Source organism: Bradyrhizobium sp. 197 (assembly GCF_023073375.1).
Lineage (GTDB): Bacteria > Pseudomonadota > Alphaproteobacteria > Rhizobiales > Xanthobacteraceae > Bradyrhizobium.
This window is the reverse complement of the sequence record NZ_JADPJJ010000100.1, coordinates 1-24,920: the sequence shown is the minus strand read 5'-3', so window position 1 is coordinate 24,920 and position 24,920 is coordinate 1. Positions and strand designations below refer to the sequence as shown.

Genomic DNA, 24,920 nt, shown 5'->3' with positions numbered 1-24,920 from the left:
CATGCGCAGATTGCTGATCGCAACCGCGATTTATACCGCATCTCTCCTGACGGCACACGCCGCCGAGACCGCTGCGCCATCGGCCAAGGTGACGGTCGTGTTCGACCAGGCGCTGCCGAATGTCCCCGGCAAGAGCATGAAGGGCGTGCTGGTCGAATACGGCCCTGGAGGCTCCTCGCCGGCCCACATGCACCCGCGCTCCGCATTCATCTATGCCACCATCCTGGAAGGAGCGATCCGCAGTCAGGTCAATGACGAGCCTGCCAAGGTTTATCACAAGGGAGAGAACTTTTCTGAAAAGCCCGGCGACCGCCATTCCGTTAGCGCCAACGCCAGCGACACCGAGCCCGCGAAGCTGCTGGCGGTCTTTGTGGTGGATACAGCGGATAAGGAGCTCGTGACGCCTGTCGCGAAGTAACGCCAGGTCAGCGCGTGCAATCAGGCAGCGCGCGGCGCGGCCATCTCCGCCGCGAGCAACACCGCGGCGCGGCTGGCGCCGATCGACGCAGTGCCCTGGCCCGCGATGTCGTAGGCAGTGCCGTGCGCCGGCGTGCAGATCGGGAACGGAAAGCCGCCGAGCAACGTCACGCCGCGATCGAAACCCATCAGCTTCATCGCGATCTGGCCCTGGTCGTGATACATCGTCAGCACCGCATCGAAGGCGCCGCCCTTGGCGCGCAGGAACACGGTGTCGGCGGGAAACGGTCCCTCCACGGCGATGCCATCGCGCTGGCCGGCTGCGACGACCGGCGCAATAACATCGATCTCCTCACGGCCGAAATTGCCTCCGTCGCCGGCATGCGGATTGAGCCCGGCGACCGCGATGCGCGGCCGCGCGAAGCCTGCATTGCGCATGCAGGAATCGGTCAGCTTGAGCGCGCGATGGATGCGTTCGCTGGACAGTCGCGCGGCAACGTCCTTGAGCGGGATGTGGGACGTCACGCGTGCGTTCCAGAGTCGGTCCAGCACATTGAATTCGCTTGCAGGGGTTTTGAGTCCGACCACTTCCGCGGAGAACGCGATCTCGTCGTCATACTCGGCGCGGGCGAGCCGCATCGCCTGCTTGTTGAACGGGGTGAAGCAAACGGCATCGACGCGGTTGTCGCGGCCGAGTTCGAGCGCGTGCTTGTAGTTGGCAAGCGCGAACCTGCCGCCGGCAAGGCTGGCAACTCCCCGCTGGACGTCGTTGGGATCGAGGTGGCCGAGATCGACGAACAGCGTCTCGCCCTTCGCTGCGCGGAAGTCGGCTCCCTGCTCCATTGTCTTCAGCTCGGGCTTGACGCCGGCAATGCGCGCGCCCTGGTCGAAGATGCGGCGGTCACCGACCACGACGATCCGGCTGCAGGCGCGGATATCGTCCTGCACCACGAGCCTTGCAGTCAGCTCCGGGCTGATGCCGGCGGGATCTCCCATTGCCAGTGCAATGAGCGGCTTTGCGGTCATATGATCACCTTCTCTCGAGCTGTCTCTTGAGCTTTCTCTTGGGCCGTTGTCCCGGTCGCGGCAGATGCGGGTTTGCGCCAGAGGCGCGGGAGCTGCAGCACGAGCGGAAGCAGCAACAGCGTGATGCCGGCCACGATCAGGCACGTCACCAGCTTGTTGGCAAAGAAGATTCCGAGCGATCCCTTGGACATCAGCATCGACTGCCGAAACGCGTCCTCGGCCTTGTCGCCGATGACGATCGCGAGCACGAGTGGCGCCAGCGGATAGAACAGCTTCTTGAAGAGATAACCGACGATGCCAAAGCCGAGCATCATGACGACGTCGAGATAGGAGTTCGACACCGAATAGGCGCCGACGACGCAGATGATCACGATCAGCGGCGCGATGATCACGAAGGGAATCCGCATCAGGGCGGCGAAGACCGGGACGGTCAGCAGCACCAGCGCGACGGCGACGATGTTGCCGACATACATCGAGGCGATCAGGCCCCAGACAAAGTCCTTCTGGTCGACAAACAGCATCGGCCCGGGATTGAGACCCCAGATCATCAGCCCGCCCATCATGACTGCCGCGGTCGCCGAGCCGGGAATGCCGAGCGAAAGCATCGGCAGCAGCGCGCTGGTGCCGGCGGCGTGATCTGCCGTCTCCGGCGAGATGATACCTTCGACCTCTCCGGTGCCGAAGTATTTACCACGGCGCGAGAAGCGGCGGGCGATGCCGTAGCTCATGAAGGATGCCGCGGTCGGGCCGCCCGGCGTGATCCCCATCCAGCACCCGATCGCCGCGCTGCGCAGCAATGCAACACTATGCCGTGGCAGGCGGCCGATCGCGCGAAACACCTCGCGCCACTCGATCTTCGAGGAGACCGCGCGGGCATGAAATTCTTCCTCGACCGCGACCAGCAGCTCGCCGATGCCGAACAGGCCCATCACGGCGACGACAAAATTCACGCCCTTGACCAGCTCGTCGACGCCCATGGTGAGGCGCACGCTGCCGGAGACGGTGTCGATGCCGATCGCGGCAATGGCAAAACCGATCGCGAGCGCCACGACGGTCTTGATCGGCGCCGCGCCGCCCATGCCGACGAAGCTCGCGAAGGCGAGGAAATAGACCGCAAAATATTCCGCCGGCCCGAAGGCAAGCGCGACCTGCGCCACCCAGGATGCGAGGAAGGTGATCAGGATGACGCCGATCAGCGCACCGAACGCCGCCGAGCCGAAGGCAGTCGCGAGCGCCGTGGTCGGTCGGCCGTCGCGGGCCATCGGATAGCCGTCGAAGGTGGTCGCGACCGACGACGGCTCACCCGGAATGTTGAACAGGATCGAGGTGACCGAGCCGCCGAACAGCGCGCCCCAATACATGCTGGAGAGCAGGATAATCGCCGACACCGGCTGCATGCCGAAGGTCAGCGGCAGCAGCAGCGACACCCCATTCGGCGCACCAAGCCCTGGCAGCACGCCGACGAGAATACCGAGCAGCACGCCGACAACCATCAGCACCAGATGCGGCACTGTGATCGCGATGCTGAAGCCGTGAAGGAGTTCCCCAAAATTGTCCATCGGCCTCTCCGTCAGAAGCCAAGCGCCGCGGCGAGCGCGCCGTGCGGCAAGCTCACCTGGAACATGCGCTCGAACACGGCATAGAGCGCGAGCGCCGTTGCCGCGGCCATGGCCAGAGCACGCGGCACGGATTGGTACTTGGGGATCGCAAGCACTGCGAAGACATAGAGCGACGAGGCGACATACATCCCGGCCAAAGGGATCGCGGCAACGAAAATCGCGGCCGGCACGAACAGGCCGGCAAGCCGGCGCAGCTCGATCGGCGTGATTGCGATGGGAACATTTGCGAGCGCCGTGGCCGGCAGAACGCCTCGCACCAGATTGTAGAGGCTTCCGAGCACGATGATGATTCCGGTCAGGAACGGGAACGTCCCGGCATCCACGCCCGCGCTGGACCAGCCGATGCCGTTGTCGAGGCTGGAGACAACGACGGCCACACCAAAGCTGCCGGTGAGGATGGCGGTCGCAAGTTCAAGCGCACGGCGTGAGATCATCGAGGGCTCCGGTCCGTCACGAGATGTCAGAACGTCATTGCGGTGTCACCGCCTTACTTGACCAACCAGCCCTGCTCGCTCGCAACCAGCCGGACGCGCTCAAGGTCCTCCTTGATGAAATTGTCGAACTCTGCGCCGGTCAGGAACGTGTCGATCTGGGAGCTCTTCTCGATGTAGTCCTTCCAATCCGGCGTCGCCTGCACCTTCTTCATCAAGTCGATATAAAACGCGGCCTGGTCCGGAGTGACCTTGCCAGGCAACCACACCGTCCGCGGCTGCTCATATTGCTTGATGTCGAGGCCCTGTTCGACACAGGTCGGAACGTCGCCCCAGCCTTCGGTCGCGGTGATCTTGGCGCCCTGCGGCAGTCGCTTCGGACTGAAAACGCAAAGCGGGCGCTGCGTTCCACCGCGCCATTGCCCGAGGCTTTCGCTGGGATTGTTGACGTGGGAGTCGAGGTGTCCGCCGGCGAGCTGCACGGCAGCTTCGGCGCCGCTCTTGAACGGAATGTAGGTCATCTTGACATGACCTGCCTTCTCGATCATGCGGGTCAGCACCTCGTCGGTATCCTTCGACTGAGCGCCGCCCATCTTGAATTCGCCCGATGCGGCCGCCTTCAGATAGTCGCCCGCCGTCTTGAAAGGCGAGTCCTGTTTGACCCAGAGCAGGAACTCGTCCTGCGCCATCGCTGCGATCGGGGTGAGATCGGTGTAGTTGAAGGCGACCTTGGAGACGAGCGGCTGCTGCCAGGCATTCGACGTGCCGAAGATCACCTTGTAGGGATCGCCGGCGGACGCCTTGCCGTAGACATAGCCTTCCGCGCCGCTGCCGCCGCCCTTGTTGACGACGACGATCGGCTGCTCCGTCAGCTTGTGCTTGGTGATGATGTTCTGCACGGCGCGCGCGAGGTTGTCGGTGCCGCCGCCGGGCCCGGCGGTCGCCACGAACTCGATCGGCTTTTGCGGCTGCCAGGCCGAGAGCGCCGGCATCGTGCCGGCGAGCAGGGTTGCGGCTGCGGAGAGCAGAAATGTTGACGTCCGACCCATGATGTCCTCCAGCTGATTTTTGTCGTTTGTTCTTGTCGTTTTGACGTCCGGTCAGGCGACGCGTTCCTCGCGTCTTCCTGCTGCCAGGACGATTGCGCCTTCTTGTTCGAGCGCTTCGATCTGCTTCTGGTCGAACCCGTGCTCGGCCAGCACCTCGCGCGTATGCTCACCGTAGACCGGCGCGCCCGTACGCACTTTGCCTGGGGTCTCCGAAAACTTGACCGGAAGACCGATCGTCTTCACCGGACCGAGCGTGGAGTGCTCGACCTCGACGACCATCTCGCGCGCCAGCGTCTGCGGATCGCTGAGCGCCTCCAGCATGTCGTGCACGGGTCCGCACGGAACACCCTTCTCGTCCAGCGCCGCGAGCCAGTGCGCCCGGGTCTGGGTGCGGAAGCGCTCGCTCAGGACGGCTTCGAGCTCCTTCAAATGCGCCATGCGGTCGGCCCCGGTGACGAAGCGCGGATCGGCGGCGAGTTCGCTCGCGCCGAGGGCCTCTAGCATCAACAGCCAGTGCTTCTTGTTGGCGCCGCCGACCACGAGCCAGCCGTCCGAGGCCTCGAACGCCTGATACGGCGCGTTGAGCGGATGAGCAGAGCCCATCGCGCGCGGCGCGGTGCCCGCGGCCAGCGCAATGGTCGATTGCCAATAGGTCTGCACCAGCGCGGCCTCATAGAGCGAGGTCTCGACCCACTGCCCTTCGCCGGTCTTGAGGCGGTGCGTATACGCCGCGAGGATTCCCATGCTCGCGAGCAGTCCAGCGGTGATGTCGGACAGCGGCGGACCGCACTTCACGGGCGGACCGTCGGGACGTTCGCCGGTAAAGCTCATGATGCCGCTCATGGCCTGGGCGACCAGATCGAAGCCGCGGCGGTGCTTGTAAGGACCGGTACGGCCGAAGCCCGACAGCGAGCAATAGATCAGCGTCGGGAATTTTTCGTGCAGCGCCTCGTATCCGAAGCCGAGGCGCTCCATCGCGCCGGGCGCAAAGTTCTCGACCAGCACGTCGGCGTCCGCGATCAGCCGTCGCAGCACCGCTTTGCCGCCGTCGGTCTTGAGGTCCAGCACGATGCCGCGCTTGTTGCGGTTCATCATCAGGAAGGAGGCCGCCTCATCGCCGATCTTCGGCGGGACCGAATGGCGGGTGTCGTCGCCGTTCGGCGATTTCTCGATCTTGATGACGTCGGCGCCCATGTCGGCCAGCATCAAGGTGCAGGTCGGCCCGGCCATGACATGGGTGAGATCGATGACCTTGAGGCCGGCAAGCGGCCCCGACCGGCGGGAATTGGATTGCGATCGATCGCTTTGCATCGGCCCGTTCCTATTGGCCGCGCCATTGCGGCGCGCGCTTGGTGAGGAAAGCATCGAGCCCTTCGCGAAAATCCTGGCTCGTGTAGCACATCAGGATGAGGTCTTCGCCCTCGTCCCGCGTCAGCCGCCTTTGCAGGCGCGCCACGGCCTGCTTGGTCGCATTCAGCGTCAGCGGCGCATGACTGGCGACGAGCCGCGCGACCTCGTCGGCACGCCGGTCGAGCGCGGCAAGATCCTCGACGACCTCGCCGAGCAGCCCGACGCTGGCGGCCTCCGTGGCGTCAACGAGGCGCGCGGTGAAGATCAGGTCCTTGACGCGCGCGGCGCCGATCAGCGACGTGAGACGGCTGACATTGGACATCGACAGGCAATTGCCCAGTGTCCGGGCGATGGGAAAGCCGATTTTCGCGCTTCTGGTGCCGATGCGAAGGTCACAGGCCGCCGCAATGCCCGCACCGCCGCCGGTGCAGAACCCGTTGATCGCCGCGATCGTCGGCACCCGGCACGCCTCGAGCGTGGTCAGCACCCGATCGATCCGGTTCTCGTAGTCGATCGCGTCCTGCGGCGACTTGAACTCGCGGAACTGATTGATGTCGGTGCCCGAGGCAAACGCCTTGTCGCCGGCCCCGCGCAGCACCAGCACCTTGATCGCATGATCGTCATTGACCTCTTCGCAGATCGCGGCGAGCCGCTCGTACATCGCGAAGGTGAAGGCGTTGCGCGCCTGCGGTCGGTTGAAAGTGATCCGCCCGATGCCGTCCTGGCGCTCGAAAACGAGGTCTTCCGCCTCGACCTGCTCGTCCATTTCCTTATGTCCTTCTGTTTTTTACATTTTTGAATGCAAAATTATCGCTTTTCAAGCTAAAACTTGCAATACTGCGCATGTATCTTCGATTTTGCATTCAAATGGACCTGAGACCCATGCTTCATGAGGACGTCGTCGGCCGTATCCGCGCCATCCTGCTCGACGGCGAAATCCCGCCGGGTGCGCGGATTCCCGAGCGCGAGCTGTGCGAGCGGCTCGAGATTTCGCGCACACCGCTGCGCGAGGCGCTCAAGGTGCTCGCAGCCGAAGGGCTCGTGCAGCTCCTGCCCCATCGCGGCTCACGCGCGGCGAAACTGACTGACAAGGACATGCGCGACCTGTTCGAGGTCTGCCAGGGTCTCGAGGCGCTCGCCGGGGAGCTCGCCTGCGAACGCATCACCGATGCCGAGATCGACGCGATCGCCGCCGCGCACGCGGACATGGTGCGGCATTATCGCGAGGGCGATTTGATCCAGTACTATCGCGGCAACCGCGCCATTCACGAAGGCATCGTCGCAGCGGCCGGAAACCCGGTGCTTGCGGGGCTGTATACGTCCGTGACCGCGCGCATCCGCCGCGCGCGCTATGTCACGCCGATGACGCCGCAGCGCTGGGCATTTGCCGTCAGCGAGCACGAAGCGATCCTGAACGCGCTCCAGCGGCGCGATGGCGCCGGCCTCTCGCACATCCTGCGTGCGCATCTGCGCCACAAGCGCGAAGAGGTCTTGCAGGCGGGCTTTGCAGAGACGGAAGGCAATGACCTCACGCTGAGAATTGCGTAAGACAGCGTTCGCGACGTAAAAAAATCTTACCGTCCCATCGCATCGCGTGGTTAGACGACATAATCGCGACACAATCATTGATTGCATTTGCGGCAGGCTTGACCGGATCGTGCTGACGACAAAAGTCAGCAACGAACGTCTTTTGTCGCGCGCCGGAATTGCACCGCCAACTGCGACAAGCCGCGATCATCCGCAAACCAATTCCACTTGCTAGCGTGTCTGAACCGGCGCAGCATCTCACCGCTGGCTTCAGGCCGACATAACGCGCGACAAATTCGCGCAGCTCAAAAGAAAAACTGGAGGAAACGAATGACACTCAATGTCTCACGTCGATCCCTGCTGTCGCTTGGCGCCGGACTTGGTGCCAGCGCCATGTTCGGCAGCAGCGCGATGGCGCGCGCTCCCAAGCTCGGCACGCAAACGCCCTACTGGCACCGCTTCGTGCTCGGCGACGCAGAAGTCACCGTCGTCTCCGACGGACCGCTGCCGCTCGGCGATCCCTCCGGCACCTTCACCGGCGTTTCCAAGGAAGAGGTGAAGAAGATGCTCACCGACAATTTCCTGTCGCCGGACAATGTCGTGCTGGAGCAGAACTCGCCGATCGTGAACACGGGCGACAAGCTCATCCTGTTCGATACCGGCATGGGCTCATCCAAGATGTTCGGCGCCACCACCGGCCGGCAGCAGAAGAGCATGACCGAGGCCGGCATCAAGCCTGATGACATCGATGCGGTGGTCTGCTCGCATGCCCATATCGACCACATCGGGGGCATCGTGGACGACGGCGGCAAGCCGCTGTTTCCGAACGCGCAGATCTACATTTCGCAGACCGATTTCGATTTCTGGACCGACGAAGGCAAGCTTGGCAACCCGGAAAAGGACTTCGTGGTTCACGCCCGCAAGAACCTGCTGCCGGTCCGTGACCGCATCGTGTTCTTCAAGGACGGCCAGGAATTCCTGCCCGGCATACAGGCAATCGCAGCGCCCGGTCACACCGTCGGCCACACCATCTTCATGGTCTCGTCGGCCGGCAAGTCCTTCGCCTTCCTCGGCGATCTTTCACATCATCCCGTGCTGCTGCTCGAGCGGCCGCGGATGGAATTTTCCTACGACACCGACCCGAAGCAGGCGGCCGAGTCGCGCGTGAAACTGCTGACTATGCTTGCGGCGAACAAGACGCCTGTGATGTCCTATCACTTCGCCTGGCCCGGCTATGGCCATGTCGCCAAGGCCGGGGAAGGCTTCCACTATTATCCCGAACCGATGCAGATGACGTTGTAGATCGTCGGATCAGGTTCGGGTGGCGCACGCGCCGCCCGGACCATCCGAACGATCACCGCCGTCCGGCCGACCGGCAAAGAACTGCAATTCGTGAGGCCTCCGGCGGCGTTGGCAAACGGGCATTTTGGGGCTGCTGAACTGCACTTACTAGTTGCAAATGAAGCTAATTTCACGCGGTTGTGTTTGGGAGCGTCAATGTCCCGCGAGAACGATGGTTTTGTCTTCCACCGTGACCTGCTCCAAGGGGTCCAGGACGTTGTCTATCGGGCCATCAACTTCTTTGTCACATGGGACAAACTGCCGACCCTGCTCGGAGCTGCCAATCTTTCGGCGTTCCGCGACCGGCTGCGGAAGCACAATCTGCACCATACCGGCTACGGCACGGCATCGCCCGGCTGGAGCACGGGCAATGACCGGTGGCGTTCCGCCGACGGCTCCTTCAACAGCCTCGACCATCCGCGCATGGGGATGGCTGGTGCCCGGTTCGGACGCAATTTCGCGCTGTCGGAATGCGTGCCGGACAGCGTGGACGATCTGCTCGAACCCAATCCGCGCGTGATTTCGGAGGAATTGCTGGCGCGCGACGAATTTATTCCCGCGACCAGCCTCAATCTGCTGGCTGCGGCCTGGATCCAGTTCGAAACCCATAACTGGTTCAGCCACGGGGTGCCTGGGTCGGGAAGCGAGTTCAAAATCCCGCTCAAGCCGGGCGACACTTGGCCCAAGGAGGAGCGGATCGACGGCTGCATGAAGATCCGTCGGACCGTTTGCGACGAGACATCACGTGAACCATGGCTCGGCGCGATCCCCACGTTCCGCAACCTCAACTCGCACTGGTGGGACGCCGGACAGATCTACGGCAGCGACCGCGCGAGGCAGATGCAGATCCGCTCCGGGCTCGATGGAAAGATCACGGTCGGCGATGATGGGATGCTTCCAGCCGATCCAGTCCATCCGGGCGCCGATCTCACCGGCTTCAATGACAATTGGTGGGTCGGGCTCAGCCTGCTGCACAACCTCTTCGCACGCGAGCACAATATCATCTGCGACGGCTTGAAGACGCGGTATCCGACCTGGGATGACGAGGAGCTATTCCAGCGTGCGCGCCTGATCAACGCGGCCCTGATCGCCAAGATCCACACCGTCGAATGGACGCCAGGCATCCTCGGCCATCCTGCGCTGGACTTCAGCATGCACGCCAATTGGTCGGGGATACCGTATCGGGTGCTGCGCGCGGTGCTCGGCAAGAACAGCGAAGCCGCCTTTGGCATCATCGGTTCTCCGACGGAGCAGCACAGCGCGCCCTACGCCATGACTGAGGAATTCACCGCCGTCTACCGCCTGCACCCGCTGATCCCGGACGACATGGATGTGCGGCGGCTCGAAGCCGCAGAGGTCGAACACTGCAAGCTGGTCGATATGCAGGGAGGCGTCTCCCGCAAGTTCATGGAGACGCACGGCTTCGCCAACCTGATGTACTCCTTCGGCACCGCTCATCCCGGCGCCATTCGCCTCCATAATTATCCCAACTTCCTGCGCCAGTTCACGAAAGACGGCCAGCCGTTGCTCGATGTGGCCGCGATCGATATCATGCGCGACCGCGAGCGCGGCGTGCCGCGCTACAACCGTTTCCGCGAGCTGGTCGGAAAGGAGCGGGTCAAGACATTCGAGGAAATCACCAGCATCCCCGGCGCGGCCAGGAAGATGCGCGCGATCTACAAGGGCGACGTCGATCGCGTTGATCTGATGGTCGGACTATTGGCCGAGGACCTGCCGGACGGTTTTGGCTTCAGCGATACCGCCTTCCGCATCTTCATACTGATGGCATCGCGGCGTCTCAAGAGCGACCGGTTTTTCACCGACGACTACCGGGCGGAAGTCTACACCAACTTCGGCCTGGACTGGATCCACAACAACGGAATGAAATCGGTCCTGCTGCGGCATGTGCCGCAACTCGGACCGGCGCTCGAGGGCGTAAACAACGCCTTTGCTCCCTGGCACGTGCTGCAAGGCTGAGCCATGGCCTTCATATTCAGCATCCGGGCCTCGTCCGCCTCGCATGGGTATCAGCCGCCCTAGCACCCGAGCTTGTCGGCGATGCCGCCAAAATCCTTCGCGACGATGTCCCAATTGCCGGTGGCCTCGAAATCGACTTTCTGGAGCGGACCGTATTCGGTCGGCCGCGCCACGAAGGCGGTCTTCAGCCCGTTCTTCTGCGCGGCGGCGAGATCGCCGTTGTGGGCGGCGACCATCATCACCTGCTCCGGCTTGAGGCACAGCAGGCGCGCGGCGCCAAGGTAGGTTTCGGGATCGGGCTTGTAGTGCTCGAACAGCTCGGCCGACATGACGAGGTCCCAGGGAAGCCCTGCGAACTTCGCCATGTTGGTCAGCAGCGCGACATTGCCGTTCGACAGCGGCGAGATCACGAATTTCGACTTCAGCCGCGTCAGGCCCGCAACGCTGTCGGGCCACGGATGCAACCGGTGCCAGCCTCTGCTGAGGTGATCGAGATCGGCTTCGGCCAGGCCCTTGATCGAAAATTGCTCGACCAGCTTGTCCAGCGAGCGGCGATGCAGGTCGTCGAGCACGACATAGCCGCGCTCGGGATGTTTGCGCACGTCGTCCATCGAGGCCATGTACATGCCGCGCCAGCCGTCGACCAACGCGGTCCAGTCGGCGGAAATGCCGCGCCCCTTCGCCCACCACATGAAATCGGTGATCAAGCTCGTGCGCCAGTCCACGACGGTGCCGAACACGTCGAACACCAGGGCTTTGACGGCGGTGAGGTCAGACATCGACGCTTCCCTGTATATCGCTTGTTCTTGGTCATGCCGGGGCGCCGCGAGGCGCAGACCCGGAATGACGGCCGCACGTTGTGACTTAGTCCAGGTGGAACTTCGCCAGCTCGCGGTGCTCGGCCTTGATGTAGCGCACGGTGCCGGTGACGGAGCGCATCACGACCGTCTCGGTCTCGATCACGCCATCCTTGCGGAATTTGACGCCCGAGAGCAGCGAGCCCGTGGTGACGCCGGTGGCGGCGAACAGACAATCGCCGCGCGCCATGTCCTCAATACCGTAGATCATCTTGGGATCGTTGACGCCCATCTTGGCGGCACGCTCGCGCTTCTCGTCGGAGTCGAGGATGAGGCGGCACTGCATCTGGCCGCCGATGCAGCGCAGCGCCACGGCCGCGAGCACGCCTTCCGGCGCACCGCCGGTGCCGAGATACATATCGACGCCGGTATTGTCGGGGTCGGCGCAATGGATCACGCCGGCGACATCGCCGTCCGTGATCAGACGCACGGCGGCACCCGTCGAGCGCACGCTCTCGATGATGCTGGCATGGCGCGGACGGTCGAGCACGAGAACGGTGATGCCGTCCGGCTGGACACCCTTGGCCTTGGCGAGGCGGCGGACGTTGTCAGCCGGCGTGGCATCGAGATCGACGACGCCCTTGGCGTAACCGGGACCGATCGCGAGCTTCTGCATGTAGACGTCGGGCGCGTGCAGCAGCGTGCCGCCGTCGGCCATTGCCATGGTGGCAATCGAGCCCGGCATGGCCTTGGCGCACAGCGTGGTGCCTTCGAGCGGGTCGACCGCGATGTCGACTTTCGGGCCGGCGTTCATGCCGACCTTCTCGCCGATGAAGAGCATCGGCGCCTCGTCGCGCTCACCCTCGCCGATCACGATGGTGCCTTCGATCGGCAGCTTGTTGAGCTCGCGCCGCATCGCGTCCACCGCGGCCTGGTCGGCAGCCTTCTCATTGCCGTGCCCGCGCAGACGCGCCGAAGACACCGCCGCCCGCTCCGTCACGCGCACGATCTCCAGCGTGAGAATCCGCTCGAGCAACGCTTGCGGCGGGACTGAAATATGGGTCGACATCGGCTAACTCCTTCGCAACAGTTTGGACGGAAATCTCCACCCGCATCAACTCGTAACACCCACAGTTCGTTCGAACCGTGTCATTGTTTAAGCATGCTCTTTCCGGAAAACCGCTTCACACTTTTCCGGAGCATGCCCTAGTTCTTCTCGATCCGGATCACCTGCGGCCGCCCGCTGATCACCTTGTCGCGCTGCACGGCCGCGAGCGCGCGGCGCACGGCGTCCTCGTGCGTGGCATAGGTGATCAGGATAACGGGCACCGGGACCGCCTTGCCGTTTGCCGGCGCAGCGCCGCCATTGGGGTGGCGCTGCACGATCGACTCGATCGAAATCTTCTGCTCCGCGAGCCGGGTCGCGATCGCAGCCGCGGTACCCGGGAAATCGCGTGCCAGAAGGCGGATGTAGTAGCCGCCCTCGTGGCGCTCCATCGGCGCCTTCTTGGTGTCGCGCAGCTGCGAAATCGGTCGGCCGAACGGATTGGCGCGAATGCCGCGCGCGACATCGGCGATGTCGGCAACGACGGCGGATGCGGTCGCCGCGCCGCCGGCACCGGGGCCGACCAGCGTGATCGGCGGGATGCCCTCGCCGTCGATCGTGACCGCATTGGTGACACCCATCACCTGTGCGATCGAGGAGGATTTTGGAACCATGGTCGGATGCACGCGCTGCTCGATGCCCTTGGCGGTGCGAACCGCGACGCCGAGCAGCTTGAGCCGGTAACCGAGATCGTCAGCGGCACGGAGATCTTCCGGCGCGATGGAGGAGATGCCTTCGACATACACCGCGCTTTGAGCAACTTTCGTGCCGAAAGCGAGGCTGGCAAGAATAGCGAGTTTTTGCGCGGTGTCGTGGCCGTCGACATCGAAGGACGGATTGGCCTCGGCATAGCCGAGCCGCTGCGCATCCTTCAGGCATTCGGCGAACGACAGGCCCTCCTGCTCCATCCGGGTCAGGATGTAATTGCAGGTGCCGTTGAGGATGCCGTAGACGCGGTTGATGCCGGTTCCGGCAAGACCCTCGCGTAACGTTTTGATGACGGGGATCGCGGCGCCGACCGCTGCCTCGAAATTCAGCGCGCCGCCGTGCTTTTCAGCGGCTTTTGCCAGCTTGAGGCCGTGCTTGGCGAGCAGCGCCTTGTTGGCGGTGACGACGGACTTGCCGGCGCTGAGCGCGGCTTCGACCGCCGCCAGCGCGGGATCGCCCGAGCCGCCCATTAGCTCGACGAAGCAGTCGATGTCGGGATGCATGGCGAGGGCAAGCGGATCCTTGACCCATTCGACACCGCGCAGGTCGACGGCGCGCTTCTTGGCCTTCGAGCGCGCGGTGACGGCGACGACGCGGATGCCGCGGCCGCTGCGGCCCGCGAGCACGCGGGCCTGCGTTTCAATCAAACGGACAACTTCGGCGCCCACGGTGCCGAGCCCCGCTATGCCCACTTTCAGGGGTGCAACCATGATGCTTCAGAAAACCTGCGGAAGAGAACTTAACGCCGATTGGCGAGCGGAACGACGTTGTGCAACGTTTCGATGCCGCTTTCAAGGAAGCGGCGCACGCCGCGCGCGGCCTGCCTGATCCGTTGCTCGTTTTCCACCATGGCGATGCGGATATATCCTTCACCATGCTCGCCGAAGCCGACGCCGGGCGAGACCGCGACGCCGGATTTCTCCACCATCAGGGTCGCGAACTGCATGCTGCCGACGCTGCGGAAGGCTTCCGGCAGCGGCACCCAGGCGAACATCGAGGCCTCCGGCGGCGGGATCTCCCAGCCGGCACGGCCGAACGATTCCACCAGCGCGTCGCGCCGCTTGCGGTAGGTGTCGCGCATCTCCCTGATGCAATCGTCGGGGCCGTTCAGCGCGGCGGTCGCGGCGACCTGCACCGGCGTGAACGCGCCGTAGTCGAGATAGGATTTGACGCGCGCGAGCGCCGCGATCACGCGCTCATTGCCGACCGCAAAGCCCATGCGCCAGCCGGCCATCGAATAGGTCTTCGACATCGAGGTGAACTCGACGGTGACGTCCATCGCGCCGGGCACCTGCAGCACCGAGGGCGGTGGGTTGTTTTCGTCGAAATAGACCTCGGCGTAAGCGAGATCGGACAGGATCAGGATTTCGTGCTTCTTCGCGAACGCGACCAGGTCCTTGTAGAAGTCAAGGCTCGCGACATAGGCGGTCGGGTTCGAGGGGTAACAGACGACCAGCGCCAGCGGCTTCGGAATCGAGTGGACGATCGCACGCTCCACCGCCTCGAAGAACTGCGGGGTTGGCTCCGAAGGCACCGAGCGGATCACGCCGCCCGCCATCAAAAAGCCGAACGCGTGAATCGGATAGCTCGGGTTCGGGCAGAGGATGACGTCACCTGGCGCAGTGATCGCCTGCGCCACGTTGGCAAAGCCCTCCTTGGAGCCGAGCGTCGCCACGACCTGGGTGTCGGGATTGAGCTTCACGCCAAAGCGGCGGGCGTAGTAGCCGGCCTGGGCCTTGCGCAAGCCGTTGATGCCACGAGAGGCCGAGTAGCGGTCGGTGCGCGGCTTGCCCAGTGTCTCCTTCAGCTTCTCCAGCACGTGCGCTGGCGCCGGCAGGTCCGGATTGCCCATGCCGAGGTCGATGATGTCGGCGCCGGCATTCCGCGCGGCCGCCTTGGCCCGGTTCACCTGCTCGAATACGTAAGGCGGAAGGCGGCGGATGCGGTAAAATTCTTCCATGGCTCTCTCGGCTCCGGGCAACCGGTCAGGACAGAATCGACAGGCCATAACGACCATGCGAAAAGGCGCCCGCCTCGTTCACGAAAATCACTCAAAATCAAATGCTTAGAGCAATCATCGATGGCGGTGACTGAAGTCGTTCGCCCTGACTCTCGGCTGAACTGAATTCTTTTAGCACGGCAAGGCGGAGGCGCCAGCGATTACCTTGCAGCGTCTTACTTCGCGTCCTTGCCGGCAACGGCCTGACGGTCGCGCGCGGCAGCGAGCTCGGCCTCGATCTTGGCGCGTTGGTCCGGCGGGATGACCGCCTGATCGCGATCCGGCGGCAGATCGTGCACCGGCAGATAGCTGCCGGGCTCCTTGGGATGCGCTTGCGCATCGGCGGGCGTCATGTCCGCGAGCTGGCTCGAGCAACCGCCCATGGCAAGCGCCGCCATCACCAGCGCGCCACAGATCAGCCGCGACTTTTGCAGGTCCCTCAACGCCAACACTTGGGAAATCCCCTACTCGTCCCAAAGCACGGCCCCGGCAACCTTACCGAGGTCCGCACCCAAGCTCAAACCATTGCTGCCCAAATGGCGCGAGCGAGAAAACAGCCCGGGACCACCAAGCCGAGCGGTGCGGCTCGATTGTGACGGAACCAAGAAAATTTGTCGCACTGCAACACATCTTCGAGAGTGTTTAACGCCAAACATGCGAGCTTCGCGGTGACGAATACGGAATGAATCGTTACTGTTCTGCTCATGAGCATGGCCACGACCGACACGCCCAAACCCGACACGAAGTTCGATGCGGAAGCCTTCGCGATGAATGTCGCGCGGGCGATGGAAAGCGGCGGCAAAGCGCTCGCTGCGTACCTCAAGCCCCGCGAGAGCGGCGAGGTGCAGGATCGTCCGCCGGCCGAGCTTACCGAGGTCGTCAAGACCTTCACCGCGGTCGCCGAATACTGGCTGTCGGACACATCACGCGCGTCCGATCTCCAGACCAGGCTCGCCAAGGACTATCTCGACCTCTGGGGTTCGGCGGCGCGCCGCATGGCTGGCCAGGACGTTCCGCCCGCGATCGCCCCCTCGCCGCGCGACAAGCGCTTTGCCGATCCGGAATGGAAGTCGAACCAGTTCTTCGATTTCGTGATGCAGCTCTATCTGCTCACGACCAAATTCGCGCATGAGCTGGTGCGCGACGCCGAGGGGCTCGATCCGCAGACCCGCCGCAAGGCGGAGTTCTACATCCAGCAGGTCACCAACGCGCTGTCGCCGTCCAACTTCGTGCTGACCAATCCGGAGGTGCTGCGCGCGACGGTGGCCAGCAACGGCGAAAATCTCGCGCGCGGCCTGAAGATGCTGGCCGAGGACATCGCAGCCGGCAAAGGCGTCCTGAAGATCCGCCAGTCCAATCCGGACAATCTCGTCGTCGGCGTCAACATGGCGACGACGCCGGGCAAGGTGATCTACCAGAACGAGATGATGCAGCTGATCCAGTATTCTCCGACCACGGAGAATGTGCTGCGCACGCCGCTCCTGATCATCCCGCCCTGGATCAACAAGTTCTACATCCTCGATCTCAAGCCGGAGAAATCCTACATCAAGTGGTGCGTCGACCAGGGCGTCACCGTGTTCGTGATCTCATGGGTCAATCCCGACAAGCGGCTCGGCACCAAGAGCTGGGAAGACTACATGAAGGAAGGCCCGCTCACGGCGATGGACGTGATCGAGAAGGTCACTGGCGAGATGAAGGTGCACGCTGCCGGCTATTGCGTCGGCGGCACCATGCTCGCGACGACGCTGGCCTGGCTCGCCGAGAAGCGCCGCCAGCGCGTGGCGTCCGCGACGTTCTTCGCGGCACAGGTCGACTTCACCCATGCGGGCGACCTTCTCGTGTTCGTTGACGAGGAGCAGATCGCTGCGCTGGAGCAGGGCATGAAGGCGGCCGGCGTGCTCGAAGGGTCCAAGATGGCGATGGCCTTCAACATGCTGCGCTCCAACGATTTGATCTGGTCCTATGTCGTCAGCAATTACCTCAAAGGCCAGCAGCCGAGCGCGTTCGACCTCTTGCACTGGAATTCGGACGCCACGCGCATGACGGCGTCGAACCATTCCTACTATCTGCGCAATTGCTATCTGGAGAACCGGCTGTCGACCGGCACGATGGTGCTCGACAACACCCTGCTCGACCTCTCCAAGGTCATGGTGCCCGTCTACAATCTTGCCACCCGCGAAGACCACATCGCGCCGGCGGAATCGGTGCTGTACGGCTCGCAGTTCTTCGGCGGTCCGGTGAAATATGTGCTGTCCGGCTCGGGCCACATCGCCGGCGTCGTCAACCCGCCCGCCTCGAACAAGTACCAGTACTGGACCAACGACAACGTCAAGGACGTCAACGTCGCCGAGTGGATGAAGGACGCGGTCGAGCACAAGGGCTCGTGGTGGCCGGACTGGCGCCAATGGCTTGGCACACTCGATCCCGCGGAGGTGCCGGCGCGCACGGTCGGCAGCGAAGCGCTGCCTCCGATCGAGGACGCCCCCGGCAGCTATGTCAGAGTTCGCGCATAGTGGAAAATTCTTTGCGCATGGCGCAATCTTGCGCGCTTGTATAAGCTCGCTCTCAACACAGCGACGACAGAGGGGACCGGGTTATGACGCGTGAACTGTTCTGGCTGACACTGACGGTGGTCCTGACCGGAATCCTGTGGATTCCCTACACCATCAACCGATGCCAGATTCGCGGTCTCGGTGGCGCGATGGCCAATCCCTCGCGCGCCGACAAGCCGCAGTCGGAATGGGCGAACCGCCTGATGTTCGCGCATGACAACGCCGTCGAGAACCTCGTGCTGTTCGCACCGCTGGTGCTGATCCTGAACGCGATCGACTATTCCTCGAAATGGACGGTGCTCGCTTGCGCCGTTTATTTCTGGTCGCGCGTCGCGCATCTGATCGTCTATGCGCTGGGGATCCCGATCTTCCGCACGTTGGCCTTCACCGTCGGCTTCCTCGCACAGGCCGTGCTGGCGGTGGCGATCTTCAAGGCGGTTTGAGATCAGGCCCTGCTTTGAGATCAGGCCTTGCGAACGACGAGATGCAGCATGTTCGCCGGCGTCTCGTCAAAGCTCTGGATCACGTTCCTGTCCGACGACAGCGTGATCCATGGCCCCGCGGTGGCGTAGGCCGCCTCGAGCCATTCTGGCGACGCATAATTGTAATAGCGCCCCAGGCTGTCCCGGCCGTCGCCCTCGCCCATCTTGTAGCTGGCATAGAACACGCCTGACGGCCTGAGCGCGCGATGAATCCGCGCCAGGATGCCGGCGAGCTCGTCGCGCGGCACGTGCAGGAGACAGGCGCTGGCCCAGGCGCCGTCATAGGCCTCGTGCGCGTCAAGCTGGTCGAACCGCATCGCCTCGACGGGATGACCGAGCCGCCGCGACGCGATCTCAGCCATCTCAGGCGAGCCGTCGGTAGCGCGTACCGAAAAACCTTCGGCCAGCATCACCGCCGAATGATTGCCGGCACCACAGCCGAGTTCGAGGATCGAGCTACTGGGTTGCAGCAAAGCCAGAAAACCGCGCAGCCGCGTCGAGGGCGCCTTGGCCCATCCGGCATAAGACTCGGCGTTCTCCCGGTAGAACTGCAACGTGGTCTCATCCATGGCGTCACTCACTTCGGCAGGTCCTTAGCTAGACCAGCCTGCCTACTCTGCAAGCAGCCCCGGCATCAACCGGCGGTGTTGCGGAAGGGTGACATTGCGGCAAAAACAACCGGCGTCCCGGATTGCCTCTACAGGTTGTCACCCGTCCGCAGCTATATTCGCTCATCGCAATTGATTGATTCGGGGCAAACATGAACTGGAAGATGATATCCGCGCTCGGCGCGATCTCACTCGCAACCGTCGTGACCCAGGCCAACGCCGCTGATCTCGCCGCCCGCCCCTACACCAAGGCGCCGCCGATGATCGCTGCGGTCTACAATTGGAGCGGCTTCTACATTGGCGCCAACGGCGGCTATGGCACGTCGCACAAGTGCTGGGACCAGACGGTTGGTTTCTCCCCTGCAACTGCCGAGGGATGCCATGATGCGACGGGCGCCGTCGCCGGCGGTCAGATCGGCTATCGCTGGCAGAGCAACGCCTTCGTGTTCGGTCTCGAAGCGCAGGGCGACTGGGCCGACCTCTCCGGCCGGAATACCAGCGCCGTGTTCGGCGTCGCGAACCGCACCCGCGTCGATGCCTTCGGCCTCTTCACCGGCCAGGTCGGCTACGCCTGGAACAACGCACTGCTTTACGCGAAGGGCGGCGCCGCCGTCACCCGCGATCGCTACCGCGGCATCGGTACGGGCGGTCTGGCCGGGGCCGAGTTCGACGGCGCCGACGAGACCCGCTGGGGCGGCACGGTCGGCGTCGGCATCGAATACGGCTTTGCGCCGAACTGGTCGGTCGGCCTCGAATACGACCATCTGTTCATGGGCCGGCGCGACGTTACCCTCACGGCCAACGGCGTGCTGGCGCCCGTCGGCACGTTCTCACGTACCGACCGCATCGGCCAGGACGTCGACTTGATCACCGCCCGCATCAACTACAGGTTCGGCGGACCGATCATCGCGAAGTACTGAGGCCTCCTGTCCCGGACGCGCGAAGCGCGAACCGGGACCCAGAAGGCTGCAGCAAAGTAACAATGGGCCCCGGCTCTGCAGCGCACCGCCAAGAGGCGCTGCGCTGCGTCCGGGGCACTACCGTGCCCTACTCCTCCGGCAGGCCCAGCATCAGCCGCATGTTCTGCACGGCCGCGCCGGAGGCGCCCTTGCCGAGATTATCGAGCCGCGCGACCAGCACCGCCTGGTGATACTTGTCGCTGGCAAAGACGTAGAGCTCGAGCATGTTGGTCTCGTTGAGCGCTTCCGGCTCGAGCTTGCCGCCCTTGGTCGTCTCGTTCTGAAGCGGCATCACCGAAACGTACTTCGAGCCGGCGTAACGCTTTGCCAGTGCGGCTTGCAGGTCCGCACCATCAGGCTTGCCGGGCAGCGTGTCGAGCTGGAGCGGCACCGAGACCAGCATGCCCTGCCGGTAATTGCCGACAGAGGGAATGAAGATCGGTCGTCGCGTCAGGTTCGAATAAAGCTGCATCTCCGGCAGATGCTTGTGCTCGAAGCCGAGGCCGTAGAGCTCGAAGGACGGCGCGCTGCCGTCTTCGAAGCTTGCGATCATCGACTTGCCGCCGCCGGAATAGCCGCTCACCGCATTGACGGTGATGGGATAGTCCGAAGGCAACAAGCCGGCATCGACGATCGGCCGCAATAGCGCGATCGCGCCGGTCGGATAGCAGCCGGGATTGGACACCTTCTTCGCCGCCTTGATCTTGCCGGCCTGGTCGGGCGTCAGCTCCGGAAAGCCATAGGCCCAGTCGGGCGCGACCCGGTACGCGGTCGAGGCGTCCAGCACCTTCGGGCCCGACGGTCCCATGCTGTCGATGAGCGCGACGGTTTCCCTGGCAGCATCATCCGGCAGGCAGAGGATGACGAGATCCACCTCCTCCATCAGCGCCTTCTTGGCTGCGGGGTCCTTGCGCTTGTCGTCGGCGATCGTCTTCACCGCAACGTCGCTCTGGAGCTTCAGCCGCTCGTTGATGCCGAGGCCGGTGGTGCCCGAGCCGCCGTCGACGAAGACGGTGGCCGGCTTCTTCGTAGCGCCAGTGGTCGGTGCTTTCGTCGTTTCAGTGAGGCTCATGGCGCGCTCCTTTCGAGCATGTTCGTTTCGTTCGCGAAGGCTTCCGGCCTCACGTCCTGCATCAGTTGCGCGATTTCTCTCGCGTCGGCAGCAGGCTGCGCGCCGAGCGCATTGGCAATCGCCGTATAATCGGCGTCGGACTTGTGCTGGTTGAGCTTGAAGCTGCCTTCGACCTCATCAACCGTCATGACCAGCCCTACAATTCCCTTCTTCAACGCTTCCAGCCTGCCGGCCGTCATCTTGCCCGACGTCCACGGCGTCTTCGGCAACAACCAGCTTTCGAACTTCTCGCTGAGCGTGTCGATCTGCACCGCCAGCTCGTCATCCGACAGGAGCCGCACCGGCCCGCTCAGATGCACCGACTGGTAGAGCCAGGTCGGCACCTGATCCGGCGAGACGTACCAGTCCGGCGACACATAGGCATCGGGGCCGTTGACCGCGAGCAGCCAGGACGCCGCGTCGCCTGCCAGTTTTAGCAGCGGATTGTGACGGGCGACATGAAAGGCGGCCTGCGGCGTGCCGTCAGCGGCATAGGTCAGGTAGAACGGCAGCGGCGAGGCAACCGGCTTGTGGCCGTCGAAGGCGCACATCGTGCCGAAGCCGCGCTCGCCTGCGAATTTCAGGCTCGCGGTGCGGTCCTGCTTGAAAAAGGGTGGCGTGTACATCGTGGTCTCCTGCTGGCCTCCTTGGGGGCCGCCGGATCAGATCGCGCTGACAGGAGAAAGAATGCCGCGGATCGGATCCGGCGGCAAAGACGATGATCTCAAACGCGATCGACCGCCCAAACCGCAAGACTGCGGCGGCGGCGACGGGCGAACAGAATGGTCGCGGCGTTGATCATGGCGCGCGGCTATAAAGCCATATCCGGTTTTCGTCAAGGTTTTGGCGTCAGATCACCCGCCAGAGCCATTCCATGAACTTCGCAAGCACGTCGCCGAACAGAAGCAACGCGGCCGACCAGACCAGCGCCGAGACGAAATTGGCGGCCTGGAAGCTCCAATAGGGCATCTCGAAGATGCCGGCTGCGAGCGGCACCGACGCACGCAACGGACCGAAGAAGCGGCCGATGAAGATGCTGGGCACGCCCCAGCTCCGCACGAAGGCCTCGCCCCTGGGCAGGAGTTCCGGATAGCGCGAGAGCGGCCACATCTGGGCGACCCGCTCCTTGTAGCGATAGCCGAACCAGTAGGAGACCCAGTCGCCCAGCGCCGCGCCGATGCCGCCGGCGATCCAGACCGGATAGAAGCTGATGCCGCTGGCGCCGATCAGCGCGCCGATCGCGACCAACGCGCCCCAGGCCGGGATCAAGAGCGAGATGAAGGCGAGCGACTCCCCGAAGGCCAGCAGGAACACGATCGGGGCCGCCCAGGCCTGGTGAGCACGCACGAAGTCGGCCAGTGCGTGCGCATAATGCTCCATTCCAGATCGCCTTCCCGCCCCACCTTGAGGTCTGCTCGATGAAAAAGACTGGTAAGGCAATGGCTTGTGTGACATCAAGTCACAAATCCCGACCCAGACCGGCCGCAGACGTCAAATTGCCGGCAATTGGTGGGCCTGTGGCGTAAAATCGCTGGCATCGGCTGCCGCGCAGACCGGCCAGCCGGCACCCGATGACCTTTTCAAACGAGCCGTGGCATAGTCGGCGTAACCGATTCGCCGCCTCCGCGGCCCTGAAAGCACATCAAGATTCATGTCCAAGCAGCTGAAACCGAAAGCCAAAGACGACTTTTTTGGCGGTGACGAGCCCAAATCCCGCGCGCCCGCCAAGGCAACCTCGCGTGCGAGCGGTGCGGAGGCCGACTACACCGCGGCCGATATCGAGGTGCTCGAAGGCCTGGAACCGGTGCGCCGGCGGCCCGGCATGTATATCGGCGGCACCGACGAGAAGGCGTTGCATCATCTCTTCGCCGAGGTCATCGACAATTCGATGGACGAGGCGCTGGCAGGGCATGCGACCTTCATCGGAGTCGATTTGAGCGCGGACGGCTTTTTGACCGTCATCGACAACGGGCGCGGCATCCCGATTGATCCGCATCCGAAGTTTCCGAAGAAGTCGGCGCTCGAAGTCATCATGTGCACGCTGCACTCGGGCGGCAAGTTCGACTCCAAGGTCTACGAGACCTCGGGCGGCCTGCACGGCGTCGGCATCTCCGTGGTGAACGCCCTCTCCTCGCTGCTCGAGGTCGAGGTCGCGCGCAGCCAGAAGCTCTATCGCATGACGTTCGAGCGCGGCCACCCGAAGGGCAAGCTCGAGGATCTCGGCAAGGTCAACAATCGCCGCGGCACGCGCGTGCGCTTCAAGCCCGACACCGACATCTTCGGCGCCAAGGCCGCGTTCAAACCGCAGCGCCTGTTCAAGATGACGCGCTCGAAGGCGTATCTGTTCGGCGGCGTCGAGATCCGCTGGAACTGCGCGCCCGAACTGCTCAAGGGCGTCGAGGACGTGCCGGCGGAAGCGACGTTCCACTTCCCCGGTGGCCTCAAGGATTATCTGGCGGCTGCGATCCACGCCGACACGCTGGTGCATCCTGACGTCTTCTCCGGCAAATCGGGCCGCAACGGCGCGCATGGCGCCTGCGAATGGGCCGTGGCCTGGACCGCCGATGCCGACGGCTTCCTCTCCTCCTACACCAACACCGTGCCGACGCCGGACGGCGGCACGCACGAATCCGGCCTGCGCAGCGCGCTTCTGCGCGGCCTGAAGGATCACGCCGAGCGCGTCGGCCAGGGCAAGCGCGCGTCATCCATTACGTCGGAAGACGTGATGGTGGGTGCAGCCGTGATGCTCTCGGTGTTCGTGCGCGAGCCTGAATTCCAGGGTCAAACCAAGGACCGTCTCGCCACAGCGGAAGCGCAGCGCATCGTCGAACAGGCGATGAAGGATCCGTTCGACCATTGGTTGTCGGGCAATCCGAACATGGCCAACAGGCTGCTCGACTTCGTGATCGACCGCGCCGAAGACCGGCTGCGGCGTCGCCAGGAAAAGGAAACCGCGCGCAAGACCGCCGGCAAGAAGCTTCGCCTGCCCGGCAAGCTCGCCGACTGCAGCGATGCGGGCTTGGACGGCTCAGAACTCTTCATCGTCGAGGGCGATTCGGCCGGCGGCAGCGCCAAGCAGGCGCGCGACCGCAAGACCCAGGCCGTGCTGCCGTTGCGCGGCAAGATCCTCAACGTCGCCTCGGCCGGCAAGGACAAGCTGACGGCGAACACGCAGCTCGCCGATCTCGTGCAGGCGATCGGCTGCGGCATGCTTGCGCAGTATCGCGAAGAGGATCTGCGCTACCAGCGCATCATCATCATGACCGACGCCGACGTCGACGGCGCGCACATTGCCTCGCTGCTGATCACCTTCTTCTACCGGCAGATGCCGCGGCTGATCGACGAGGGCCACCTCTTCCTGGCCGTGCCGCCGCTCTACAAGCTGACCAACGGCACGAAGTCGATCTATGCCCGCGACGACGCGCACAAGGCGGCGTTGATCAAGAGCGAGTTCAGCGCCAACGCCAAAGTCGAGGTGAACCGCTTCAAAGGCCTCGGCGAGATGATGCCGGCGCAGCTCAAGGAAACAACCATGGATCCCGCCAAGCGCACCATGCTGAAGGTGGTCCTGCTTGCCGACGACCGCGACACCACCGCGGATTCGGTGGAGCGCCTGATGGGCACCAAGGCCGAGGCACGCTTCGCATTCATCTCGGACAAGGCCGAGTTCGCCAATGAGGAATTGCTGGACGTCTGACCCTCAGACGCTGCACGCTGCGCGTCCCCATCAAGAGCCCCGGCGTGATGCCGGGGCTCTTTTGCTGTGTGCCGAGTATGAACGACAGCTTGGAGGTGGAAGTCCTCTATCCAGCCTGATGGCGGCGAAGGATTAGCGAAGCGCAAGGGCGTCATCGTGAGGTGG

24 protein-coding genes are annotated in these 24,920 nt (G+C 63.8%); 8 read left to right on the top strand and 16 right to left on the bottom strand.

Annotation, left to right across the window (positions count from 1 at the left end; genetic code table 11):
* The first annotated feature begins 1 nt into the window (after position 1).
* The gene (locus IVB27_RS23295) at positions 2-418 is read left to right on the top strand and encodes a cupin domain-containing protein (RefSeq protein WP_247445552.1); all 417 of its coding nucleotides are present in this window, start codon (positions 2-4) and stop codon (positions 416-418) included.
* 20 nt (positions 419-438) lie between these two features.
* Here the strand turns inward: IVB27_RS23295 and IVB27_RS23290 are convergent, their stop codons facing one another.
* Genes IVB27_RS23290 through IVB27_RS23265 form a run of 6 tightly spaced genes read right to left on the bottom strand, consistent with a single transcriptional unit; the run spans position 439 to position 6,658 of the window.
* A complete protein-coding gene (locus IVB27_RS23290; protein WP_247445551.1) occupies positions 439-1,443 on the bottom strand; it encodes a 4-hydroxythreonine-4-phosphate dehydrogenase PdxA in 1,005 nt (334 codons plus the stop codon).
* Positions 1,440-3,002, bottom strand: a complete 1,563-nt coding sequence (locus IVB27_RS23285; RefSeq protein ID WP_247445550.1) for a tripartite tricarboxylate transporter permease — start codon at positions 3,000-3,002, stop codon at positions 1,440-1,442. The genes IVB27_RS23290 and IVB27_RS23285 overlap by 4 nt, the downstream gene beginning before the upstream one ends.
* A gap of 11 nt (positions 3,003-3,013) precedes the next feature.
* The gene (locus IVB27_RS23280; RefSeq protein ID WP_247347080.1) at positions 3,014-3,496 is read right to left on the bottom strand and encodes a tripartite tricarboxylate transporter TctB family protein; all 483 of its coding nucleotides are present in this window, start codon (positions 3,494-3,496) and stop codon (positions 3,014-3,016) included.
* A 53-nt stretch (positions 3,497-3,549) separates the two neighbouring features.
* Positions 3,550-4,542, bottom strand: coding sequence for a Bug family tripartite tricarboxylate transporter substrate binding protein (locus IVB27_RS23275; RefSeq protein ID WP_247445549.1), 993 nt, complete (start codon positions 4,540-4,542; stop codon positions 3,550-3,552).
* A 51-nt stretch (positions 4,543-4,593) separates the two neighbouring features.
* Complete coding sequence (locus tag IVB27_RS23270; RefSeq protein WP_247445548.1) at positions 4,594-5,853, bottom strand: CaiB/BaiF CoA transferase family protein; 1,260 nt, start codon at positions 5,851-5,853, stop codon at positions 4,594-4,596.
* Between the two features lie 10 nt (positions 5,854-5,863).
* Positions 5,864-6,658, bottom strand: a complete 795-nt coding sequence (locus tag IVB27_RS23265) for an enoyl-CoA hydratase/isomerase family protein (protein ID WP_247445547.1) — start codon at positions 6,656-6,658, stop codon at positions 5,864-5,866.
* 116 nt (positions 6,659-6,774) lie between these two features.
* On the opposite strand from IVB27_RS23265, the gene IVB27_RS23260 reads away from it, so the two are divergent.
* The gene (locus tag IVB27_RS23260) at positions 6,775-7,440 is read left to right on the top strand and encodes a GntR family transcriptional regulator (protein WP_247347086.1); all 666 of its coding nucleotides are present in this window, start codon (positions 6,775-6,777) and stop codon (positions 7,438-7,440) included.
* Here IVB27_RS23260 and IVB27_RS23255 read toward each other — a convergent pair.
* Positions 7,421-7,756: a hypothetical protein gene (locus tag IVB27_RS23255; protein ID WP_247445546.1), complete on the bottom strand. Its 336-nt coding sequence runs from the start codon at positions 7,754-7,756 to the stop codon at positions 7,421-7,423. The genes IVB27_RS23260 and IVB27_RS23255 overlap by 20 nt on opposite strands.
* On the opposite strand from IVB27_RS23255, the gene IVB27_RS23250 reads away from it, so the two are divergent.
* Together IVB27_RS23250 and IVB27_RS23245 are read left to right on the top strand one after the other, a co-directional pair.
* Positions 7,750-8,721: an MBL fold metallo-hydrolase gene (locus IVB27_RS23250; RefSeq protein ID WP_247445545.1), complete on the top strand. Its 972-nt coding sequence runs from the start codon at positions 7,750-7,752 to the stop codon at positions 8,719-8,721. The genes IVB27_RS23255 and IVB27_RS23250 overlap by 7 nt on opposite strands.
* A gap of 195 nt (positions 8,722-8,916) precedes the next feature.
* A complete protein-coding gene (locus IVB27_RS23245) occupies positions 8,917-10,737 on the top strand; it encodes a peroxidase family protein (protein ID WP_247445544.1) in 1,821 nt (606 codons plus the stop codon).
* Between the two features lie 59 nt (positions 10,738-10,796).
* Here IVB27_RS23245 and IVB27_RS23240 read toward each other — a convergent pair whose 3' ends face one another.
* The 5 genes from IVB27_RS23240 to IVB27_RS23220 all read right to left on the bottom strand — a co-directional run bounded on the left by IVB27_RS23240 (position 10,797) and on the right by IVB27_RS23220 (position 15,798).
* Entirely contained in the window at positions 10,797-11,516 is a 720-nt protein-coding gene (locus tag IVB27_RS23240; RefSeq protein ID WP_247445543.1) for a haloacid dehalogenase type II, read from the bottom strand.
* 85 nt (positions 11,517-11,601) lie between these two features.
* Entirely contained in the window at positions 11,602-12,603 is a 1,002-nt protein-coding gene (gene glpX / locus IVB27_RS23235) for a class II fructose-bisphosphatase (RefSeq protein WP_247347093.1), read from the bottom strand.
* A gap of 137 nt (positions 12,604-12,740) precedes the next feature.
* Positions 12,741-14,057: a homoserine dehydrogenase gene (locus tag IVB27_RS23230; RefSeq protein ID WP_247445541.1), complete on the bottom strand. Its 1,317-nt coding sequence runs from the start codon at positions 14,055-14,057 to the stop codon at positions 12,741-12,743.
* Between the two features lie 29 nt (positions 14,058-14,086).
* Complete coding sequence (locus IVB27_RS23225) at positions 14,087-15,307, bottom strand: LL-diaminopimelate aminotransferase (protein ID WP_247445540.1); 1,221 nt, start codon at positions 15,305-15,307, stop codon at positions 14,087-14,089.
* A gap of 215 nt (positions 15,308-15,522) precedes the next feature.
* On the bottom strand, positions 15,523-15,798 hold the full coding sequence (locus IVB27_RS23220; RefSeq protein WP_247445539.1) for a hypothetical protein: 276 nt from the start codon (positions 15,796-15,798) through the stop codon (positions 15,523-15,525).
* A gap of 252 nt (positions 15,799-16,050) precedes the next feature.
* Between IVB27_RS23220 and IVB27_RS23215 the strand changes: the two genes are divergently transcribed.
* Entirely contained in the window at positions 16,051-17,859 is a 1,809-nt protein-coding gene (locus IVB27_RS23215; RefSeq protein ID WP_247445538.1) for a PHA/PHB synthase family protein, read from the top strand.
* An 83-nt stretch (positions 17,860-17,942) separates the two neighbouring features.
* Positions 17,943-18,341, top strand: a complete 399-nt coding sequence (locus IVB27_RS23210) for an MAPEG family protein (RefSeq protein WP_247445537.1) — start codon at positions 17,943-17,945, stop codon at positions 18,339-18,341.
* A 20-nt stretch (positions 18,342-18,361) separates the two neighbouring features.
* Here IVB27_RS23210 and IVB27_RS23205 read toward each other — a convergent pair whose 3' ends face one another.
* On the bottom strand, positions 18,362-18,949 hold the full coding sequence (locus tag IVB27_RS23205; protein WP_247445536.1) for a class I SAM-dependent DNA methyltransferase: 588 nt from the start codon (positions 18,947-18,949) through the stop codon (positions 18,362-18,364).
* 191 nt (positions 18,950-19,140) lie between these two features.
* Here IVB27_RS23205 and IVB27_RS23200 point away from each other — a divergent pair, with 191 nt between their 5' ends.
* Entirely contained in the window at positions 19,141-19,908 is a 768-nt protein-coding gene (locus tag IVB27_RS23200; RefSeq protein WP_247445535.1) for an outer membrane protein, read from the top strand.
* 127 nt (positions 19,909-20,035) lie between these two features.
* Here the strand turns inward: IVB27_RS23200 and argC are convergent, their stop codons facing one another.
* From argC to IVB27_RS23185, 3 genes are all read right to left on the bottom strand, one after another.
* Entirely contained in the window at positions 20,036-21,019 is a 984-nt protein-coding gene (gene argC, locus IVB27_RS23195) for an N-acetyl-gamma-glutamyl-phosphate reductase (protein WP_247445533.1), read from the bottom strand.
* On the bottom strand, positions 21,016-21,684 hold the full coding sequence (locus tag IVB27_RS23190; protein ID WP_247445532.1) for an FMN-binding negative transcriptional regulator: 669 nt from the start codon (positions 21,682-21,684) through the stop codon (positions 21,016-21,018). Before IVB27_RS23190 ends, argC begins: the two co-directional genes overlap by 4 nt.
* A 223-nt stretch (positions 21,685-21,907) precedes the next feature.
* A complete protein-coding gene (locus tag IVB27_RS23185; RefSeq protein WP_247445531.1) occupies positions 21,908-22,438 on the bottom strand; it encodes a DedA family protein in 531 nt (176 codons plus the stop codon).
* 271 nt (positions 22,439-22,709) lie between these two features.
* On the opposite strand from IVB27_RS23185, the gene parE reads away from it, so the two are divergent.
* Positions 22,710-24,755 (top strand): DNA topoisomerase IV subunit B, encoded by a 2,046-nt coding sequence (parE, locus tag IVB27_RS23180; RefSeq protein WP_247347110.1) that lies wholly within the window; start codon positions 22,710-22,712, stop codon positions 24,753-24,755.
* Positions 24,756-24,920: the final 165 nt, after the last annotated feature.

Excerpts from the sequence above, each read along its gene's own strand:
- IVB27_RS23205 (WP_247445536.1), bottom strand. The coding sequence starts at position 18,949 with ATGGATGAGACCACGTTGCAGTTCTACCGGGAGAACGCCGAGTCTTAT.
- IVB27_RS23250 (WP_247445545.1), top strand. The coding sequence starts at position 7,750 with ATGACACTCAATGTCTCACGTCGATCCCTGCTGTCGCTTGGCGCCGGA.
- IVB27_RS23260 (WP_247347086.1), top strand. The coding sequence starts at position 6,775 with ATGCTTCATGAGGACGTCGTCGGCCGTATCCGCGCCATCCTGCTCGAC.
- IVB27_RS23230 (WP_247445541.1), bottom strand. The coding sequence starts at position 14,057 with ATGGTTGCACCCCTGAAAGTGGGCATAGCGGGGCTCGGCACCGTGGGC.
- IVB27_RS23225 (WP_247445540.1), bottom strand. The coding sequence starts at position 15,307 with ATGGAAGAATTTTACCGCATCCGCCGCCTTCCGCCTTACGTATTCGAG.
- glpX (WP_247347093.1), bottom strand. The coding sequence starts at position 12,603 with ATGTCGACCCATATTTCAGTCCCGCCGCAAGCGTTGCTCGAGCGGATT.
- IVB27_RS23200 (WP_247445535.1), top strand. The coding sequence starts at position 19,141 with ATGAACTGGAAGATGATATCCGCGCTCGGCGCGATCTCACTCGCAACC.
- IVB27_RS23210 (WP_247445537.1), top strand. The coding sequence starts at position 17,943 with ATGACGCGTGAACTGTTCTGGCTGACACTGACGGTGGTCCTGACCGGA.
- IVB27_RS23240 (WP_247445543.1), bottom strand. The coding sequence starts at position 11,516 with ATGTCTGACCTCACCGCCGTCAAAGCCCTGGTGTTCGACGTGTTCGGC.
- parE (WP_247347110.1), top strand. The coding sequence starts at position 22,710 with ATGTCCAAGCAGCTGAAACCGAAAGCCAAAGACGACTTTTTTGGCGGT.
- IVB27_RS23275 (WP_247445549.1), bottom strand. The coding sequence starts at position 4,542 with ATGGGTCGGACGTCAACATTTCTGCTCTCCGCAGCCGCAACCCTGCTC.
- IVB27_RS23270 (WP_247445548.1), bottom strand. The coding sequence starts at position 5,853 with ATGCAAAGCGATCGATCGCAATCCAATTCCCGCCGGTCGGGGCCGCTT.
- argC (WP_247445533.1), bottom strand. The coding sequence starts at position 21,019 with ATGAGCCTCACTGAAACGACGAAAGCACCGACCACTGGCGCTACGAAG.
- IVB27_RS23185 (WP_247445531.1), bottom strand. The coding sequence starts at position 22,438 with ATGGAGCATTATGCGCACGCACTGGCCGACTTCGTGCGTGCTCACCAG.
- IVB27_RS23295 (WP_247445552.1), top strand. The coding sequence starts at position 2 with ATGCGCAGATTGCTGATCGCAACCGCGATTTATACCGCATCTCTCCTG.
- IVB27_RS23280 (WP_247347080.1), bottom strand. The coding sequence starts at position 3,496 with ATGATCTCACGCCGTGCGCTTGAACTTGCGACCGCCATCCTCACCGGC.
- IVB27_RS23190 (WP_247445532.1), bottom strand. The coding sequence starts at position 21,684 with ATGTACACGCCACCCTTTTTCAAGCAGGACCGCACCGCGAGCCTGAAA.
- IVB27_RS23285 (WP_247445550.1), bottom strand. The coding sequence starts at position 3,002 with ATGGACAATTTTGGGGAACTCCTTCACGGCTTCAGCATCGCGATCACA.
- IVB27_RS23265 (WP_247445547.1), bottom strand. The coding sequence starts at position 6,658 with ATGGACGAGCAGGTCGAGGCGGAAGACCTCGTTTTCGAGCGCCAGGAC.
- IVB27_RS23215 (WP_247445538.1), top strand. The coding sequence starts at position 16,051 with ATGAGCATGGCCACGACCGACACGCCCAAACCCGACACGAAGTTCGAT.
- IVB27_RS23245 (WP_247445544.1), top strand. The coding sequence starts at position 8,917 with ATGTCCCGCGAGAACGATGGTTTTGTCTTCCACCGTGACCTGCTCCAA.
- IVB27_RS23290 (WP_247445551.1), bottom strand. The coding sequence starts at position 1,443 with ATGACCGCAAAGCCGCTCATTGCACTGGCAATGGGAGATCCCGCCGGC.